Consider the following 19,054-nt stretch of genomic DNA (forward strand, 5'->3'; position numbering starts at 1 on the left):
AGGTTTGCCTCTCCCGCCACTCATGACAATTTGTGTTTTTGCATAGGTCCCCGGCCCATTTCGTGGTTAACTTCGGCCTCGTCAAAATTCTCTACATCAACGTTCAGAAGGACTCCGTTCATGGCTCAAGTCACTCTCAAAGGCAACCCGGTTCAAGTCAACGGCCAACTGCCACAAGCCGGTTCCCAGGCGCCAGCCTTTTCCCTGGTTGCCGGCAATCTGTCCGACGTGACCCTGGCGAGCTTCGCCGGCAAGCGCAAAGTGTTGAACATCTTCCCAAGCGTCGACACCCCGACCTGCGCCACCTCGGTGCGTAAGTTCAACGCCCAGGCCAATGACGTGGCCAACACCGTCGTGCTGTGCATCTCCGCTGACCTGCCGTTCGCCCAAGCCCGCTTCTGCGGCGCCGAAGGCCTGGAAAACGTACAGAACCTGTCGACCCTGCGCGGTGCCGAGTTCAAGGAAAACTACGGCGTAGCCATTGCCGATGGTCCACTCAAAGGCTTGACCGCCCGTGCCGTCGTGGTTCTGGACGAAAACGACAAGGTTCTGCACAGCGAACTGGTCAAGGAAATCGCTGAAGAACCGAACTACGACGCAGCGCTCGCCGTTCTGAAGTAAGCAAAGTTTTTACAATTGTTAACGGCCTGGCCCTGTCCAGGCCGTTTTCATTTGTGCTTCAGTGTCTTAGCCAAAACTCCTGTTAGGTAAGCCAAAGGTAAATTGCCAGTAAAGGCGCTTTGCTTAATACCCGCCAGTGCTTATCGTTCAGCCTCCCGTAGAAAAAAGCGCACGCGCCCAATGGTTGATCATTCCATGCAATCCTCCGCTTCCCGCAATCCTCGTCGCTGGCTGTTCGGCCTGCTTGTCCTGTTGGTCATCGCCGGCCTGTGCTGGAAGTTCTGGCCCGCTGGCAGCACCCCGAAGGAGGGCGCAGGGCAGAAAGCCGTTGCCGGGCATACCGGTCGGTCGGGGGGGATGCGTCCGGGATTCGGCGGGGCGACGGGACCGGTTCCGGTGCGCGTGGCGCCGGTGGTCAAAGGCGATTTTCCGCTGTATTACAAGGCGCTGGGCACGGTCACGGCGCTGAACACCATCAATGTGCGTAGCCGCGTCGGTGGCGAACTGGTCAAGGTCTATTTCGATGAAGGGCAGATGGTCAAGGCGGGTGACTTGCTGGCCGAGATCGATCCACGTCCCTATCAGAATGCCTTGCTCCAGGCCGAAGGCACCTTGCTGCAGAATCAGGCGCAATTGAAAAACGCCCAGGTCGACGTCGAGCGCTATCGTGGCCTGTACCGCGAAGACAGTATCGCCAAGCAAACCCTGGACACTGCCGAAGCGCTGGTCGCCCAGTATCAGGGCACGGTCAAGACCAATCAGGCGGCGGTCAACGACGCCAAGCTCAATCTCGAATTCACCAAGATCCGTGCTCCGATCACCGGGCGTGTGGGCCTGCGGCAGTTGGACGTCGGCAACCTCGTGGCGGCCAACGACACCACGGCGCTGGTGATCATCACCCAGACCCAACCGATCAGCGTGGCGTTTACCTTGCCGGAAAACAGCCTGGACACCGTGCTGACCCGCTATCGCACCGGCGCCAAGCTGCCCGCCGAAGCCTGGGACCGCGGCGACACCCAATTGCAGGCCACCGGGGTGTTGCAGAGCCTCGATAACCAGATCGACGTCACCACCGGCACCCTGAAATTCAAGGCCCGCTACGAGAACCGCGATCAAGCGCTGTTCCCGAATCAGTTCGTCAACGTGCACCTGCTGGCCGATACCCTTAAAGATGTGGTGCTTGCTCCCTCGGCGGCGATCCAGTTCGGCACCAACGGCACATTCGTCTATGCGCTGGACGGCGACAAGAAGGTCACCATCCGCCAGTTGAAAGTCGGCGCCAGTGACGGGGAAAACACCGTGATCACCGAAGGCCTGGCCATCGGTGATCGGGTGGTGCTGGAAGGCACCGACCGCCTGAAGGACGGCAGTGAAGTGGAAGTGGTCAACGACAGCAAGGATGTACCGACCACTCCGACCGAACATCTGCAAGGCAAATCGGCGGCGACCCCAGGCGAGCCGGCGGCCACCGACAAGGCGAAAAAGGGCGGCGCATGAACATCTCGCGGCTGTTCATCCTTCGCCCGGTCGCGACGACCCTGAGCATGCTGGCCATTATTCTGGCTGGTGTGATCGCTTATCGGCTGCTGCCGGTGTCGGCATTGCCCCAGGTCGATTACCCGACCATCCGCGTCATGACGCTCTATCCCGGCGCCAGCCCGGATGTCATGACCAGCGCCGTGACCGCGCCGCTGGAGCGTCAATTCGGCCAGATGCCCGGCCTGACCCAGATGGCTTCGACCAGTTCCGGAGGTGCTTCGGTGCTGACCCTGCGGTTCAGCCTCGACATCAACATGGACGTCGCCGAGCAGCAAGTGCAGGCCGCGATCAACGCCGCGACCAATTTGCTGCCCAAGGATTTGCCGGCGCCGCCGGTGTACAACAAGGTCAACCCGGCGGATACCCCGGTGCTGACCCTGGCCATCACCTCCAAAACCATGCTGCTGCCCAAGCTCAATGACTTGGTCGATACCCGTATGGCGCAGAAAATCGCCCAGATCAGCGGCGTCGGCATGGTCAGCATTGCCGGTGGACAGCGTCAGGCGGTGCGGATCAAGGTAAACCCCGAGGCCCTGGCGGCCAACGGCCTGAACCTGTCGGACGTGCGCACCTTGATCGGTGCCTCCAACGTCAACCAGCCCAAGGGCAACTTCGACGGCCCGACCCGGGTGTCGATGCTCGACGCCAACGACCAGCTGACGTCACCCAAGGACTACGCCAACCTGATTCTGGCCTATAAAAACGGCGCGCCGTTGCGGCTCAAGGACGTGGCGGAAATTGTCGATGGCGCCGAGAACGAACGCCTGGCGGCATGGGCCAATGAAAACCAGGCCGTGCTGCTGAACATCCAGCGTCAGCCCGGCGCCAACGTCATCGAGGTGGTCGACCGGATCAAGGCCTTGCTGCCGAGCATCACCGACAACCTGCCGGCCGGCCTCGACGTCACGGTGCTCACCGATCGCACCCAGACCATCCGCGCCTCGGTCACCGACGTGCAACACGAACTGCTGATCGCCATCGCCCTGGTGGTGATGGTCACGTTCCTGTTTTTGCGGCGAGCCAGTGCCACGATCATTCCGTCGGTGGCGGTGCCGCTGTCGTTGATCGGCACCTTCGGCGTGATGTACCTCGCCGGGTTTTCGGTCAACAACCTGACCCTGATGGCGCTGACCATCGCCACCGGTTTCGTGGTGGATGATGCGATCGTGATGCTGGAGAACATTTCCCGCTTCATCGAAGAGGGCGACAGCCCGCTGCAAGCGGCGCTCAAGGGCGCCAAGCAGATTGGCTTCACCCTTATTTCCCTGACGCTGTCGTTGATCGCGGTGCTGATTCCGCTACTGTTCATGGCTGATGTGGTGGGGCGTTTATTCCGCGAGTTCGCGATCACGTTGGCGGTGGCGATCCTGATTTCGCTGGTGGTGTCCCTGACCCTGACGCCGATGATGTGCGCGCGGTTGCTCAAGCGTGAGCCCAAGGAAAAAGATCAGGGCTGGTTCTACCGCTCCAGTGGCGCGACCATCGACTGGATGATCGCCGCCTACGGGCGCAAGTTGCAGTGGGTGCTCAAGCATCAGCCGCTGACCTTGCTGGTGGCCATCGGCACGTTGGCATTGACCGTGTTCCTGTACATGGTGGTGCCCAAGGGGTTCTTCCCGGTGCAGGACACCGGGGTGATCCAGGGAATTTCCGAGGCGCCGCAGTCGATTTCCTTCGCGGCGATGAGCGAGCGCCAGCAGGAGCTGGCCAAGGTGATCCTTGCTGACCCGGCGGTCGAAAGCCTGTCGTCCTATATTGGCGTCGACGGTGATAACTCGACGCTCAACAGCGGCCGGTTACTGATCAACCTCAAGTCCCACAGCCACCGCAACCTGAGCGCCACCCAAGTCATTGCCCGCTTGCAACCGGAGCTGGACAAGCTGGTCGGCATTCGCCTGTTCATGCAGCCGGTGCAGGACCTGACCATCGAAGATCGGGTCAGCCGTACGCAGTACCAGTTCAGCATGTCGTCGCCGGATGCTGAGTTGCTTAGCTTGTGGAGCGGGCGTCTGGTCGAAGCCCTGGCGCAACGGCCGGAACTGACCGATGTCGCCAGCGATTTGCAGGACAAGGGCTTGCAGGTTTATCTGGTGATCGACCGCGATGCGGCGTCGCGGGTTGGCGTATCGGTGTCGAACATCACCGACGCGCTCTACGACGCCTTCGGCCAGCGGCAGATTTCCACCATTTACACCCAGGCCAGCCAGTACCGCGTGGTGCTGCAATCGCAGTCCGGCGAGAAGATCGGCCCCGATGCGCTGAACCAGATTCACGTCAAGACCACTGATGGCGGGCAAGTGCGCCTGTCCAGCCTGGCGCATGTCGAGGAGCGTCAGGCGCAACTGGCGATCACCCACATTGGCCAGTTCCCGGCGGTGATGATGTCATTCAACCTGGCGCCCGGTGTGGCGTTGGGGCAGGCGGTGCAGATCATCGATCAGGTGCAGAAAGACATCGGCATGCCGATTGGCGTGCAGACCCAGTTCCAGGGCGCGGCCGAAGCGTTCCAGGCGTCGCTGTCGAGCACCTTGCTGCTGATCCTGGCGGCGGTGGTGACCATGTACATCGTGCTCGGCGTGCTCTACGAGAGCTATATCCATCCGATCACCATCCTCTCGACCTTGCCCTCGGCGGCGGTCGGCGCCTTGCTGGCGCTGCTGTTGAGCGGTAATGACCTGGGGATGATCGCGATCATCGGCATCATCTTGCTGATCGGTATCGTGAAAAAGAACGCGATCATGATGATCGACTTCGCCCTCGAGGCTGAACGTAATCAGGGCATGGACCCGCAGGCTGCGATCTATCAGGCGGCGCTGTTGCGTTTCCGGCCGATTCTGATGACCACCCTGGCGGCATTGTTCGGCGCGGTGCCACTGATGCTCGCCACCGGTTCCGGCGCGGAGTTGCGCCAGCCTCTGGGTCTGGTAATGGTCGGTGGCTTGCTGGTGAGTCAGGTACTGACGCTGTTCACTACGCCCGTTATCTACTTGTACTTCGACCGCCTCGGGCGGCGCTGGGGCCGTAAGGCCCAGTCCGTGGACCCGGTAGAGCAGCCATGAACCTGTCCGGACCTTTCATCAAGCGCCCGGTCGCGACGATGTTGCTGAGCCTGGCGATCATGCTGCTGGGCGGCGTGAGCTTCGGCCTGTTGCCGGTATCGCCACTGCCGCAGATGGATTTCCCGGTGATCGTGGTTCAGGCCAGTCTGCCCGGCGCGAGCCCGGAGGTCATGGCCTCGACTGTGGCCACGCCGCTGGAGCGTTCCTTCGGTACCATCGCCGGGGTCAACACCATGAGCAGCCGTTCCAGCCAAGGCTCGACCCGGGTGATTCTGCAGTTCGACCTGGACCGCGACATCAACGGCGCGGCGCGGGAAGTGCAGGCGGCGATCAACGCCTCGCGCAACCTGCTGCCCAGCGGGATGCGCAGCATGCCGACCTACAAGAAGGTCAACCCATCGCAAGCGCCGATCATGGTGCTGTCGCTGACCTCGGATGTGCTGGAAAAAGGCCAGCTCTACGACTTGGCCTCGACCATTCTGTCCCAGAGCCTGTCCCAGGTGCAGGGCGTAGGTGAAGTGCAGATCGGCGGCAGTTCGTTGCCAGCGGTGCGCATCGAACTCGAACCCCAGGCGCTCAACCAGTACGGCGTGGCACTGGACGATGTGCGCACCACCATCGCCAACGCCAACGTGCGCCGGCCCAAGGGCTCGGTCGAAGACGGCCAGCGGCTGTGGCAGGTCCAGGCCAACGATCAGCTGGAAAAGGCCAAGGATTACGAGTCGCTGATCATTCACTACGCAGACGGCGCGGCCCTGCGATTGAAGGATGTGGCCAAGGTCAGCGACGGCGTCGAGGACCGCTACAACAGCGGGTTCTTCAACGATGACGCGGCAGTCTTGCTGGTGATCAACCGCCAGGCCGGCGCCAACATCATCGAGACGGTCAACGAGATCAAGGCGCAGTTGCCGGCCTTGCAGGCGGTGCTGCCGGCCAGCGTCAAGCTCAACCTGGCGATGGACCGTTCACCGGTGATCAAGGCCACCCTGCACGAAGCGGAAATGACCCTGCTGATTGCGGTGGCGCTGGTGATTCTGGTGGTGTTCCTGTTCCTCGGTAACTTTCGCGCCTCGCTGATCCCGACCCTGGCGGTGCCGGTATCGTTGGTGGGCACGTTTGCGGTGATGTACCTCTATGGCTTCTCCCTGAACAACCTGTCGCTGATGGCGCTGATTCTGGCCACCGGGTTGGTAGTGGACGATGCCATCGTGGTGCTGGAGAACATTTCCCGGCACATCGACAAGGGCGTGCCGCCGATGAAGGCCGCGTACCTCGGGGCGCAGGAAGTCGGCTTCACGCTGCTGTCGATGAACGTCTCGCTGGTGGCGGTGTTTCTGTCGATCCTGTTCATGGGCGGGATCATCGAAAGCCTGTTCCGCGAGTTTTCCATCACCCTGGCGGCGGCCATCGTGGTGTCGTTGCTGGTGTCGCTGACGCTGACGCCGATGCTCTGCGCGCGCTGGCTCAAGCCGCATACGCCGGGGCAGGAAAACCGTCTGCAACGCTGGAGCCAGCGGGCCAATGAGTGGATGGTCGGCAAATACGCCACCAGTCTCGACTGGGTGCTGCGTCATCGCCGACTGACCTTGCTCAGTCTGATCGTGACAGTTGGCGTAAACATTGCGCTGTATGTTGTTGTTCCTAAAACCTTTCTTCCTCAGCAAGACACCGGCCAGCTGATCGGTTTCGTGCGCGGCGATAATGGCCTGTCGTTCAGCGTGATGCAGCCGAAGATGGAAACCTTCCGCCGCGCGGTGTTGAAGGACGAAGCGGTGCAAAGCGTCGCCGGGTTCATCGGTGGCAACAACGGCACCAATAACGCGTTCATGCTGGTGCGGCTCAAGCCGATCAAGGAACGCAACCTGTCCGCGCAGAAAGTCATCGAGCGATTGCGCAAGGAAATGCCCAAAGTGCCCGGTGCTCAATTGATGCTGATGGCCGACCAGGACCTGCAATTCGGCGGCGGTCGCGAGCAGACCACCTCGCAGTATTCCTACATCCTGCAAAGTGGCGATCTCGGCGCTTTACGCGAGTGGTATCCGAAAGTCGTTGCCGCCTTCAAGGCCCTGCCTGAGCTGACGGCGATTGACGCCCGCGAAGGCCGTGGCGCCCAGCAAGTGACGCTGATTGTCGATCGCGATCAGGCCAAGCGGCTGGGCGTGGACATGAACATGGTCACGGCGGTGCTGAACAACGCCTATAGCCAGCGGCAGATTTCGACGATCTACGACAGCCTCAACCAGTATCAGGTGGTGATGGAGGTCAATCCGAAATACGCCCAGGACCCGGTCACCCTGAACCAGGTCAAAGTGATCACTGCCGACGGCGCACGAATTCCGTTGTCGACCATCGCCCACTATGAGAGCAGCCTGGAAAACGACCGGGTCAGCCACGAAGGCCAGTTCGCTTCGGAAAGCATTGCCTTCGACATGGCCGAAGGGGTGACGGTGGAGCAGGGCTCGGCGGCCATCGAACGGGCGATTGCCAAGGTTGGCCTGCCGGAAGACGTGATCGCGAAAATGGCCGGCACCGCCGACGCCTTCGCCGCCGCACAGAAGAGCCAGCCGTGGATGATTCTCGGCGCGCTGGTGGCGGTGTATCTGGTGCTGGGCGTGCTGTATGAAAGCTACATTCATCCGCTGACAATCCTGTCGACCTTGCCGTCGGCCGGTGTCGGTGCGTTGCTGTCAATCTATGTGCTGGGCGGCGAGTTCAGCCTGATCTCCTTGCTCGGGCTGTTTCTGCTGATCGGCGTGGTGAAGAAAAACGCCATCCTGATGATCGACCTGGCGCTGCAACTGGAACGGCATCAAGGCCTGGAGCCGCTGGAATCGATCCGCAGCGCCTGCCTGCAACGGCTGCGGCCGATTCTGATGACCACCCTGGCAGCGATTCTCGGCGCCTTGCCGTTGCTGCTGAGCCGCGCTGAGGGCGCGGAAATGCGTCAGCCGCTGGGCCTGACCATCATCGGCGGGCTGGTCTTCAGCCAGGTGCTGACCCTTTACACCACCCCGGTGGTTTACCTCTATCTCGACAAACTGCGCCATCGTTTCAACCGCTGGCGTGGGGTGCGTACCGATGCTGCTCTGGAAACTCCGCTATGACTGACCGTTCGCTTCTCAACCTGGCTGCACCGCTGATCACGGCCCGAGGCTCGCGTTTGCTGAGCCTGTCGCTGTGCGTGGCAATGCTCAGCGCCTGCGCCATCGGCCCGGATTACCAGCGCCCGCAAGCCGCTGCGCCTGCGCAGTACAAAGAGGCGGCCGGCTGGCGTCAGGCCAACCCCAGCGATTCGTTGGCGCGCGGTGCCTGGTGGGAGCTGTATGGCGATCAGCAGCTCAACGGCCTGATCGAAAAGCTCAACAGCGCCAACCAGACCGTTGCCCAGTCCGAGGCCCAGTACCGTCAGGCCCAGGCCTTGGTGCGCAGTGCCCGGGGGGCGTTTTTCCCGACGGCGGACCTGACCGTCAGCAAGAACCGCTCCAGCCAGGGCACCGGCAGCAGCAGTTCGAGCTTGAGCAGTTCGTCCAGCGGCATCCGTGACACTTACTCGGCCCAGGCCGGGGTCAGTTGGGAAGCCGACATCTGGGGCAAATTACGTCGAGGCCTGGAAGCCGACACGGCCAACGCCCAGGCGAGCTTTGCCGACCTGGCGGCGATGCGCCTGAGCCAGCAATCGGAGCTGGTGCAGAACTACCTGCAATTACGGGTGATCGATGAGCAGAAACGCCTGCTGGAAGCGACAGTCGAGGCCTATCAGCGCTCGCTGAAAATGACCGAAAACCAGTACCGCGCCGGAGTTTCCGGCAAGGATGCGGTGGCCCAGGCCACCACTCAGCTCAAAACCACCCAGGCGGAAATGGTCGACCTGATCTGGCAGCGCGCGCAGTTCGAGAACGCCATCGCCGTGCTGATCGGCCTGCCGCCAGCGGAATTCAGCCTGGCAGAAACCAAAGACATCCCAGCGTTGCCTCAAGTGCCGCTGAGCCTGCCTTCACAGTTGCTGGAACGCCGTCCGGATATCGCCTCCGCCGAACGCTCGGTGATGGCCGCCAACGCCAACATCGGCGTGGCCAAAGCTGCCTACTACCCGGACCTGACTCTGAACATGAACGGCGGTTATAGCAGTAGCACCTACGCCAACTGGATCAGCCTGCCGAACCGCTTCTGGTCGGTCGGCCCACAACTGGCCATGACCCTGTTCGACGGTGGCCAGCGCTCGGCGGAAGTCGACCGTAGTGAAGCGGCCTACGACGAGACTGTCGCCAAATACCGCCAGACCGTGCTCGATGGTTTTCGTGAGGTAGAAAATTACCTGGTGCAGCTCAAGGTGCTGGAAGACGAAGCGGTCGTGCGCCAGGAAGCTCTGGATGCGGCGCGCGAATCCCTTCGCTTGACCCGGAATCAGTACAAGGCCGGGTTGATCGCTTATCTGGATGTGGTGGTGGTTCAAGCCACGGCGTTGAACAACGAACGCAACGTGCTGAGCTTGTTGCAGAGCCGGCTGATTGCCAGCGTGCAGTTGATTGCCGCGCTGGGTGGTGGGTGGGACGGGCAGCTTCAGGTGAGTGACAAGCAATAACCCCATCCCTGTGGCGAGGGGGCTTGCCCCCGTTGGGGCGCGAAGCGGCCCCCTGCATTCTTCAGATATACCGAACCGCCTTATTTTACGACTGCTGCGCAGCCGAACGGGGCGATGCGGCGTTCCGACAAGCCCCCTCGCCACAGGGTCACACAACAGCTTCATCATCTTGGTGGCCTTTTGATTACTTTGTGAGTGCGTTCGTCCGCGGAATCAGTACAATCGCCGGCTTTGCTCCCCGAGAACAAACACAGTATGGCGGGGGCTGTTGCGAGAAATCCCATGCTCATTGGTAGTTATTCCCTTCCGCTGGTTTTCATATCGCTGTGCGTGGCGATACTGGCCTCTTATACCGCGCTTGACCTCACCGGACGCATCGCCACGGCCAAGGGCCGAGCGGTGCATTTATGGACGGCGGGCGGCGCTTTTGCGATGGGCATCGGCGTGTGGTCGATGCATTTCATCGGCATGCTTGCGTTCACATTGCCGATCGACCTGGGCTACGACACCACCCTCACGGCACTGTCGCTGTTGATCGCGGTGCTGTCTTGCGGCTTTGCCCTATGGCTGGTCAGTCAGCCACGGCTGCCGGCCTGGCAACTGGCGTTCGGCGCGCTGGTCATGGGCGCTGGTATCAGCGCCATGCATTACACCGGCATGGCCGCCATGCGCATGCAGCCGGGCATCGATTACGACCCGACTCTGTTTGGCGCGTCGCTGTTGATTGCCGTCGGCGCGTCGGGCGCGGCGTTATGGATCGCTTTCCGCCTGCGCCAGCACACGCCGCATGTTCGCCTGTTCCGTGCGGGTGCGGCAGTCATCATGGGCATTGCCATCGTCGGCATGCACTACACCGGCATGGCCGCGGCGCGCTTTGCCGCCGGCAGTTTCTGTGGTGCGGCGGTAAGCGGCTTGAACGGCAAGGGGCTGGACAGCCTGGTGCTGATCACCACCTTGGCGATATTGAGCATCGCCTTGCTGACATCGATCCTCGATGCCCGCCTGGAGGCTCGCACTGCGGACCTCGCCCACTCGCTGACCGTGGCCAACCGCGAACTCACTCAACTGGCCTTGCACGACACCCTGACCGGTCTGCCCAACCGCATGTTGCTGGCTGACCGTATCGATCAGGCCATATCGAAAGTGCAGGAGCAGGGCGGCTGTTTTGCGTTGATGTTCATTGATCTGGATGGATTCAAACCGGTCAACGATGCGTTTGGCCATCACATGGGCGACCAGCTGTTGCGTGAAGTTGCACTGCGCCTGCGCGAAGACCTGCGTAGCCAGGACACCCTGGCGCGGATCGGCGGCGACGAGTTCGTGTTGTTGGTGCGCCTGAACGAGCCGAACGATGCGCTGAGCCTGGCGGAGCGTCAGGTCGGGTTGATTGCGCGCTCATTCCGGGTCGCCGAACATGACTTGCAGATTTCCGCCAGTGTCGGCATCGCGCTCTATCCGGGCAACGGTCAGACGGCCGATGAGTTGCTGATGAACGCCGATGCCGCGATGTACCACGCTAAAGGCGCCGGGAAAAACGGTCATCGCTTCTTCGACGCCTCGATGAACAGCAACGCGCGCAAACAGCTGCAATTGCTCCAGGACTTGCGCAGTGCCGTCGATCAGCAGCAGTTCAAACTTTATTACCAGCCCAAATTCGACGCCGGTCATGGCCGACCAGTGGGCGCCGAGGCGTTACTGCGCTGGGAGCATCCGACCCAGGGCCTGCTGCAGCCGGACACGTTCATTGACCTTGCGGAGAAGACCGGGCTGATCATTCCGATTGGCGAGTGGGTGCTCAACGAGGCCTGCCGGCAGATGCGCGAGTGGTACGTGCTCGGTTACACCGATTGGCGTATCGCGGTGAACCTCTCGGCCTTGCAATTCTGCCATGCGGGGCTGGTGCAGAGCGTTGCCAAAGCCCTGGCCACCCATCATCTGCCGGCCAACAGCCTGACCCTGGAAATCACCGAAACCACCGCCATGAGCGACGCCGATGCGAGCATGACGGTGTTGCAGGAGCTGTCGGAAATGGGCGTCGACCTGTCCATCGATGACTTCGGTACCGGCTATTCGAGCTTGATGTACCTCAAGCGCCTGCCTGCTAATGAACTGAAGATCGACCGGGGTTTTGTCCGCGATCTGGAGCACGACAGCGACGACGCGGCCATTGTCTCGGCCATCGTCGCCCTGGGCCAGGCGCTGGGCCTGCGGATCGTCGCCGAAGGGGTGGAAACCGGCGTCCAGCAAGACTTCCTGACCCAGCTGGGCTGCGACTCGTTGCAGGGCTACCTGCTGGGGCATCCGCTGCCGGCCGATCGCTTCATGGTCGACATCCACCGGGGGGAGCAATTGGCAACGGGCTGATTGATCCTTGTGGTGAGGAGAGCTTGCCTGTGGTGAGGGGGCTTGCCCCCGTTGGACCGCGAAGCGGTCCCTCTTCGATTTTTCATGTTCACCGAGTTGCCTGAATTTACGACTGCTTCGCAGCCGAACGGGGGCAAGCCCCCTCACCACAGCAAGCTCCCTCGCCACAGGTTTGTCATCACAGGGTTGATGCAGGCCCATGCAAAACCGCGCAATGGCGGTTATTCTTGGCCCCGACTGCTTACGCTTGGAACGGGGGAAAGCCAGCATGGACAAAGTTATCGTCATCACCGGCGGCAGCCGTGGAATCGGCGCCGCCACAGCCCTGTTGGCCGCCGAACAAGGTTATCGGATCTGCATCAATTATCAGTCCGACGAACAGGCGGCGTTCAGTGTGCTGGAGCAAGTCCGCGCACGCGGTGCCCAAGCCATTGCCGTGCGTGCCGACGTCAGCATCGAAGACGAAGTGATCGCTCTGTTTCATCGGGTGGACACCGAACTGGGCCGGGTCACCGCGCTGGTGAACAACGCCGGCACCGTCGGACAAAAGTCGCGGATCGACGAAATGTCGGAATTCCGCATTCTGAAAATCCTCAAGACCAACGTCCTGGCGCCGATTCTCTGCGCCAAACACGCGATTTTGCGCATGTCGCCCAAACACGGCGGGCAGGGCGGCAGCATCGTCAACGTCTCCTCGGTCGCCTCGCGTTTGGGCTCACCCAACGAGTACGTGGATTACGCCGCGTCCAAGGGGGCGCTGGACACCTTCACCATCGGCCTGTCCAAGGAAGTGGCGGGCGAGGGGATTCGCGTCAATGCGGTGCGTCCGGGTTACATCTACACCGATTTCCATGCATTGAGCGGCGATCCGGACCGGGTCAGCAAGCTGGAATCGGCGATCCCGATGGCACGCGGTGGGCGGCCGGATGAAGTGGCGGAGGCGATTGTGTGGTTGTTGTCGGATAAGGCGTCGTATGCGACGGGGACGTTTGTCGATCTAGGTGGCGGGCGTTAGTTTTCGAAATTTGTGTTGTCCCGGCTGGCCCCTTCGAGGGCAAGCCGCGCTCCTACAGGATTTGCGGTGTTCGCGAATTCCGTAGGAGCGAGGCTTGCCCGCGAAGAGGCCGGTGCTGGCAACATCAAACCCTCAGAACGACCGCACAATCCGCCCCAACGTCTCCATCGCCTTCTCCGAATCCTCGGTCCACGGGCTGCCGTAATTCAACCGAATACAATTCCTGAACCGCTGGGTCGGTGAAAAAATCGGCCCCGGTGCAATGCTGATCCCCTGCGCCAATGCCATCTGGAACAACTTCAACGAATCCATCTGCGGTGGCAGTTCCAGCCACAGGAAGTAACCGCCGGCCGGTTGGCTGACGCGGGTCTGGGCCGGGAAGTAGCGGGCGATGGCGGCGAGCATCGCACTTTGCTGTTCTTCCAGGGCGTAACGCAGTTTGCGCAGGTGCCGGTCGTAGCCGCCGTGTTGCAGGTAATCGGCGATGGCGGCCTGGGCGGGCATCGAAGCGCACAGCGAGGTCATGAGTTTCAGCCGTTCGATTTTCTGCGCATAGCGCCCGGCGGCGACCCAGCCGATGCGGTAGCCGGGGGCCAGGCTCTTGGCGAACGAACCGCAATGCATCACCAGCCCTTCGGTGTCGAACGCCTTGGCCGGTTTCGGCGCCTGTTGGCCGTAATAGAGCTCGGCGTAAACGTCATCCTCGATCAGCGGCACCTGATGGCTGCGCAACAACTCCACCAGTTCCTGTTTCTTCGCCTCGGGCATGGTCGCGCCCATGGGGTTCTGGAAACTGGTCATGCACCAGCACGCCTTGATCGGGTGCCGTTCCAGGGTCTGGGCGAGTACGCCGAGGTCGATGCCGTCTCGCGGGTGGACGGGGATTTCCACGGCTTTGAGCTTCAGCCGTTCCAGCACTTGCAGGCTGGCGTAAAAGGCCGGGGCTTCGATGGCCACCAGATCGCCAGGCTCGGTGACGGCTTGCAGGCACAGGTTCAGCGCTTCCAGCGCACCGTTGGTGATCAGCAGTTCTTCCATCGGCAGCATCAGCCCGCCGACCATGTAGCGCAGGGCGATTTGCCGACGCAGTTGCGGGTTGCCCGGCGACATGTCGGTGACCACCATGCGCGGGTCCATCTCCCGGGCGGCACTGGCCAGCGAGCGGGATAAGCGCTGCAGCGGGAACAGCGTGGGGCTGGGGAAGGCCGAACCGAAGGGCACGGTGGTGGGGTCCTTGATCGAGTCCAGCACCGAGAACACCAGTTCGCTGACGTCGACTTCGGTGGACTCGTTGACCTGGCTGCTGATCACCGGCTCCGAGAACGGGCTCGGTGCATGGGCGTTGACGAAGTAGCCAGAACGCGGCCGGGCACGGATCAAACCGCGACGTTCGAGCAGATAATAGGCCTGGAACACCGTGGACGGGCTGACGCCGTAGGTCTGGCTGGCGTAGCGCACCGACGGCACCCGATGGCCGGGGCCAAGAACGCCGGAGCGGATCAGTTCAGCGATGTCGTCGGCGAATTTTTCGTAGCGTTTCATCGAGTGCCCGGTTAGTGAATTGTGCATTTTGTGGCGAGGGGGCTTGCCCCCGTTGGGTCGCGAAGCGGCCCCCTACATTTTTCAGACATACCGAGTTGTCTGGTTTTGCGACTGCTTCGCAGCCGAACGGGGGCAAGCCCCCTCGCCACAGGACAAAGGATTGCATCTTAAAGGCTCAGCGGTTCATCGGTGCAACAAACCGGCTCTTGGCCACGCTATAGATGTCCGGCTCATCGCTGTCGACAATCTTGAAACTGATCGTCTGCGAGCTGCTGCTCGGCCGTTCCGTGGTCATCGCCACCGACACCGGCACATCGACAATCTCCCCGGCGGCCAGGCTCAGTTCGGTCTTGCCTTGCAACTGGAAGCCGTCGTCATCGACCAGCGTCAGACGGTAATCCTGACGTTGCTGGGTCTTGTTGATGACCTTCAGGCTGTAGATGTTTTCGATCTGGCCTTCACTGTTCTCGCGGAACAGGCCACGGTCCTTGCTCACGTCCAGCGACACCATCGGTCGCTCCACCAAGGCCAGGGCGAAGGCGCCGATCATCACCAGCAGCACCGCGGTGTAACCGATCAGGCGCGGGCGCAGCAGGTGGGTCTTGCCACCCTGCAATTGATGCTCCGAGGTGTAGCTGATGAGCCCTCGGGCGTAGCCCATTTTGTCCATGATCGAATCGCAGGCGTCGATGCATGCGGCGCAACCGATGCATTCCATCTGCAAGCCATCGCGGATGTCGATGCCAGTCGGGCAAACCTGGACGCACACCTGACAGTCGATGCAATCGCCCAGTCCGACCTCGGCGGGTTTCACTTCACGTTTGCGCGGGCCACGGTTTTCGCCACGAGCCACGTCGTAGGAGATGGTCAGGGTGTCCTTGTCGAACATCACGCTCTGGAACCGCGCATACGGGCACATGTGCATGCACACCGCTTCGCGCAGCCAACCGGCGTTGATGTAAGTGGCACCGGTGAAAAACAGCACCCAAAACAGGCTGACACCGCCGATTTGCAAGGTCAGCAGTTCTTCGGCCAGGGGCCGGATCGGTGTGAAGTAGCCGACAAAGGTCAGGCCGGTGAGCAGGCTGATCGCCAGCCACAAGGTGTGTTTGGCCGAGCGGCGGAGCAGTTTGTTCAGGCCCCAGGGCGCGGCTTGCAGCTTGATCCGCTGGTTGCGCTCGCCTTCGGTGATCTTCTCGCACCACATGAAGATCCAGGTCCAGGAGCTCTGCGGGCAGGTGTAACCGCACCAGACCCGGCCTGCGAACACGGTGATCGCAAACAGACCGAAGGCGGCGATGATCAGCAGCGCCGACAGCAGGATGAAATCCTGGGGCCAGAAGGTCGCGCCGAAGATGTGGAATTTGCTTTCGGACAGGTCCCAGAGCACTGCCTGGCGGCCGCCCCAGTTCAGCCATACCGTGCCGAAGAACAGCAGAAACAGAAACCCCGCGCCGCTCATGCGCAGGGTGCGGAACAGGCCGGTGAAGCTGCGGGTGTGGATCAGGTTGTCGCTGGATTTGGCCTTCATCTTTGGGCGCGAAGGCTCATTGTTTTTTATGAATGAGGCAGGTTCAACGGTTCGGACGGGGATTCTATCGCTCATGGTCTTTCGCTCATCAGCCTCCATCAGGCCTGAGCACTATGACCAGCGATCTGTTTGCATAACAGACTCAGCTAGCGCAATAAAAAGCGGATCAGATGGATTGCCCACGCCCGCCTGCGACAACTTGATGCACCCGCAAGGGCGGGCTGTAAGTACCTATGTCAGGCGCTGGCGGGATGTGTTGATGCGGGTCAGTCAAATCACCGAATCACTGTTCGTGGCCTTCAAATGTCGGCGACCGTCCACGGCGCCTGCTACGGTCAATGCGTCGGCTTCTGCTTCGGTGATGTAGAAGCGCCGGCCGTCGAAGTCCACTGCCGACATGGATTTTTCCTCGTCAGTGATTATGGTGATATCAGGGCAAAGGCGAATTTCTTCACTGTCCTCGGTGATGAAAAAGCAGGTCTGGTTTTCGATTCGCACGGTCATGGAGGAGGCCTTTTTTGCGGATTCATTAAGTGTTAGGACGCATTTGCCGGTGATTGTTCTGTGCAACCGATAGATGGCGTGAGTCGTGCTTAAGTAGGTTGACCCGTGCCCGAAGGATTCGATTCCCCGAAGGGCCTGGCAAATCCCTCTGAACTTTGCCGGCGCCTGTGGCTCGGAACTTATGTGTGTTCATACCCTGAGTTCATCTCGGGGCAGATTGCTTCGTGTGAGTGATGACCAGGCACAAGAGCGTCCTTGGGGCGTAAGGAGAGATGCTCGATGACCGCTGAAAAACCCACAGAACTGAGCTACAACCCGCATATACCGCTGTCCCAGGCGTTACTGCTGCCGCGTATCGTGATCGAAAACACCATGCCGACCCTCGATGGCGGGCAATTTGCCGTTAAAGCCGTGGTCGATCAGGACGTGGTGGTGACCAGCAAAGTGTTTGCCGACGGTCATGACAAACTGGCCGTGCGCATCCGTTGGCGTGCCGAAGGCGACGACTCCTGGCAGAGCGAGGTGATGGCCGAGTTGGGCAATAACGGCTGGCAGGGCCAGTTCCGTGTCAAGAAGCAGGGCCGCTATACGTTCTGCATCGAAGCCTGGATCGATCAGTACGCCAGTTTTTGCTATGAGCTGAAAAAAAAGCACGGGGCCTGCATGTCGGTCAGCCTGGAATTGCAGGAAGGGCGCCTGCACGTCCAGCAGGCAGCCGAACGCAGCGAAGGCCACCTCAGCGAGCAGCTGACAGCGTTGCACCATGAGTTGTCCGGTCTGCTCGAAACCGAGCAGGTGGCCTTGTTTCTGCACCAACGCAGCGCGGACTTGATGGCCCAGGCCGATCATCGTCCTTTCGTGAGCCTGAGTCCTGAATACCCGGTGGACGTGGAGCGGGAGTTGGCGCAGTTCGCCAGTTGGTATGAATTGTTCCCACGCTCGATCACTGATGATCCGACCCGTCATGGCACCTTCAATGACGTGCATACGCGACTGGCGATGATTCAGGACATGGGCTTCGACGTGCTGTACTTCACGCCGATCCACCCGATCGGCCGCAGCTACCGCAAAGGCCCGAATAACTCGTTGACCGCCGGCCCCGACGACCCGGGCAGTCCTTACGCCATCGGCAGTGAAGAAGGCGGGCATGAGGCGATTCACTCGGAACTGGGCAGCCGCGAGGACTTTCGCCGGCTCGTCGCGGCGGCTGCCGAACATGGGCTGGAAGTGGCCCTCGACTTTGCGATTCAGTGTTCCCAGGATCACCCGTGGCTCAAAGAGCATCCGGGCTGGTTCAACTGGCGGCCGGACGGCACGATTAAATACGCCGAGAACCCGCCGAAGAAATATCAGGACATCGTCAACGTCGATTTCTATGCCGTGGACGCGATTCCCAGCCTGTGGGTTGAATTGCGCGACATCGTGGTGGGCTGGGTCGAAGAGGGCGTGAAGCTGTTTCGCGTTGATAACCCCCACACCAAACCGTTGCCGTTCTGGCAGTGGTTGATCGCCGATGTGCGGGCGCTGTACCCCGATGTGATTTTTCTAGCGGAAGCCTTTACCACGCCGGCAATGATGGCGCGTCTGGGCAAGGTCGGTTATTCCCAGAGCTACACCTATTTCACCTGGCGCAACACCAAGACCGAACTGGCGACCTATTTCACCGAACTCAACGAGTCGCCGTGGCGCGAATGCTACAGACCGAATTTTTTCGTCAATACGCCGGACATCAACCCGGCGTTCCTGCATGACTCCGGGCGCCCCGGTTTTCTGATTCGCGCGGCGCTTGCGACCATGGGTTCCGGGTTATGGGGCATGTATTCGGGCTTCGAGTTGTGTGAAGCGGCACCGGTGCCGGGCAAGGAGGAGTACCTCAATTCCGAGAAGTACGAGATCCGCCCACGGGACTTCACCGCGCCGGGCAACATCATTGCCGAAATCGCCCAGCTCAACCGCATCCGCCGGCAGAACCCGGCGCTGCATACGCATCTGGGCCTGAAGGTCTACAACGCCTGGAACGACCACATTCTGTATTTCGGCAAACGCAGCGTGGATGGCAGCAACTTTATTCTGGTGGCCGTCAACCTCGATCCGAATAACGCCCAGGAAGCGAATTTTGAATTGCCGCTGTGGGAAATGGGCCTGCCCGACGATGCCAGTACCCAGGGCGAAGACTTGATGAACGGCCACCGCTGGACCTGGCACGGCAAGTACCAGTTCATGCGGATCGAACCGTGGCATCTGCCGTTCGGGATTTGGCGGATTACTCATTCCTGAGGGTGGTAAGGGGGCTTTCT

Annotated in this window: 11 protein-coding genes; 8 read left to right on the plus strand and 3 right to left on the minus strand. The window is 61.1% G+C overall.

Annotated features, from left to right (window positions below):
- The first annotated feature begins 120 nt into the window (after positions 1-120).
- The 7 genes from tpx to AC1RL4_RS10570 all read left to right on the plus strand — a co-directional run bounded on the left by tpx (position 121) and on the right by AC1RL4_RS10570 (position 13,180).
- Complete coding sequence (gene tpx / locus AC1RL4_RS10540; protein ID WP_018926141.1) at positions 121-621, plus strand: thiol peroxidase; 501 nt, start codon at positions 121-123, stop codon at positions 619-621.
- A gap of 180 nt (positions 622-801) precedes the next feature.
- Positions 802-2,118, plus strand: coding sequence for an MdtA/MuxA family multidrug efflux RND transporter periplasmic adaptor subunit (locus AC1RL4_RS10545; protein ID WP_019579274.1), 1,317 nt, complete (start codon positions 802-804; stop codon positions 2,116-2,118).
- Positions 2,115-5,219: an MdtB/MuxB family multidrug efflux RND transporter permease subunit gene (locus AC1RL4_RS10550; protein ID WP_028940481.1), complete on the plus strand. Its 3,105-nt coding sequence runs from the start codon at positions 2,115-2,117 to the stop codon at positions 5,217-5,219. The genes AC1RL4_RS10545 and AC1RL4_RS10550 overlap by 4 nt, the downstream gene beginning before the upstream one ends.
- A complete protein-coding gene (locus AC1RL4_RS10555) occupies positions 5,216-8,323 on the plus strand; it encodes an efflux RND transporter permease subunit (RefSeq protein WP_230172564.1) in 3,108 nt (1,035 codons plus the stop codon). The genes AC1RL4_RS10550 and AC1RL4_RS10555 overlap by 4 nt, the downstream gene beginning before the upstream one ends.
- Complete coding sequence (locus AC1RL4_RS10560) at positions 8,320-9,801, plus strand: efflux transporter outer membrane subunit (RefSeq protein WP_230172565.1); 1,482 nt, start codon at positions 8,320-8,322, stop codon at positions 9,799-9,801. Before AC1RL4_RS10555 ends, AC1RL4_RS10560 begins: the two co-directional genes overlap by 4 nt.
- Positions 9,802-10,083: 282 nt before the next feature.
- A complete protein-coding gene (locus AC1RL4_RS10565; RefSeq protein WP_028940484.1) occupies positions 10,084-12,165 on the plus strand; it encodes a putative bifunctional diguanylate cyclase/phosphodiesterase in 2,082 nt (693 codons plus the stop codon).
- A 268-nt stretch (positions 12,166-12,433) separates the two neighbouring features.
- Entirely contained in the window at positions 12,434-13,180 is a 747-nt protein-coding gene (locus AC1RL4_RS10570; RefSeq protein WP_230172569.1) for an SDR family oxidoreductase, read from the plus strand.
- A 132-nt stretch (positions 13,181-13,312) separates the two neighbouring features.
- Here the strand turns inward: AC1RL4_RS10570 and mapR are convergent, their stop codons facing one another.
- The 3 genes from mapR to AC1RL4_RS10585 form a co-directional block, all read right to left on the minus strand.
- The gene (gene mapR / locus AC1RL4_RS10575) at positions 13,313-14,722 is read right to left on the minus strand and encodes a GntR family transcriptional regulator MpaR (protein ID WP_019579269.1); all 1,410 of its coding nucleotides are present in this window, start codon (positions 14,720-14,722) and stop codon (positions 13,313-13,315) included.
- A gap of 175 nt (positions 14,723-14,897) precedes the next feature.
- Positions 14,898-16,328 (minus strand): cytochrome c oxidase accessory protein CcoG, encoded by a 1,431-nt coding sequence (gene ccoG, locus AC1RL4_RS10580; RefSeq protein WP_230172571.1) that lies wholly within the window; start codon positions 16,326-16,328, stop codon positions 14,898-14,900.
- A gap of 195 nt (positions 16,329-16,523) precedes the next feature.
- The gene (locus AC1RL4_RS10585) at positions 16,524-16,757 is read right to left on the minus strand and encodes a DUF3203 family protein (RefSeq protein ID WP_019579267.1); all 234 of its coding nucleotides are present in this window, start codon (positions 16,755-16,757) and stop codon (positions 16,524-16,526) included.
- A gap of 279 nt (positions 16,758-17,036) precedes the next feature.
- Here AC1RL4_RS10585 and AC1RL4_RS10590 point away from each other — a divergent pair, with 279 nt between their 5' ends.
- Entirely contained in the window at positions 17,037-19,034 is a 1,998-nt protein-coding gene (locus tag AC1RL4_RS10590) for an alpha-1,4-glucan--maltose-1-phosphate maltosyltransferase (protein ID WP_230172573.1), read from the plus strand.
- The last annotated feature ends 20 nt before the right edge of the window (positions 19,035-19,054 follow it).

The sequence above is a fragment of the Pseudomonas sp. GW822-FHT07A10 genome (assembly GCF_058798795.1).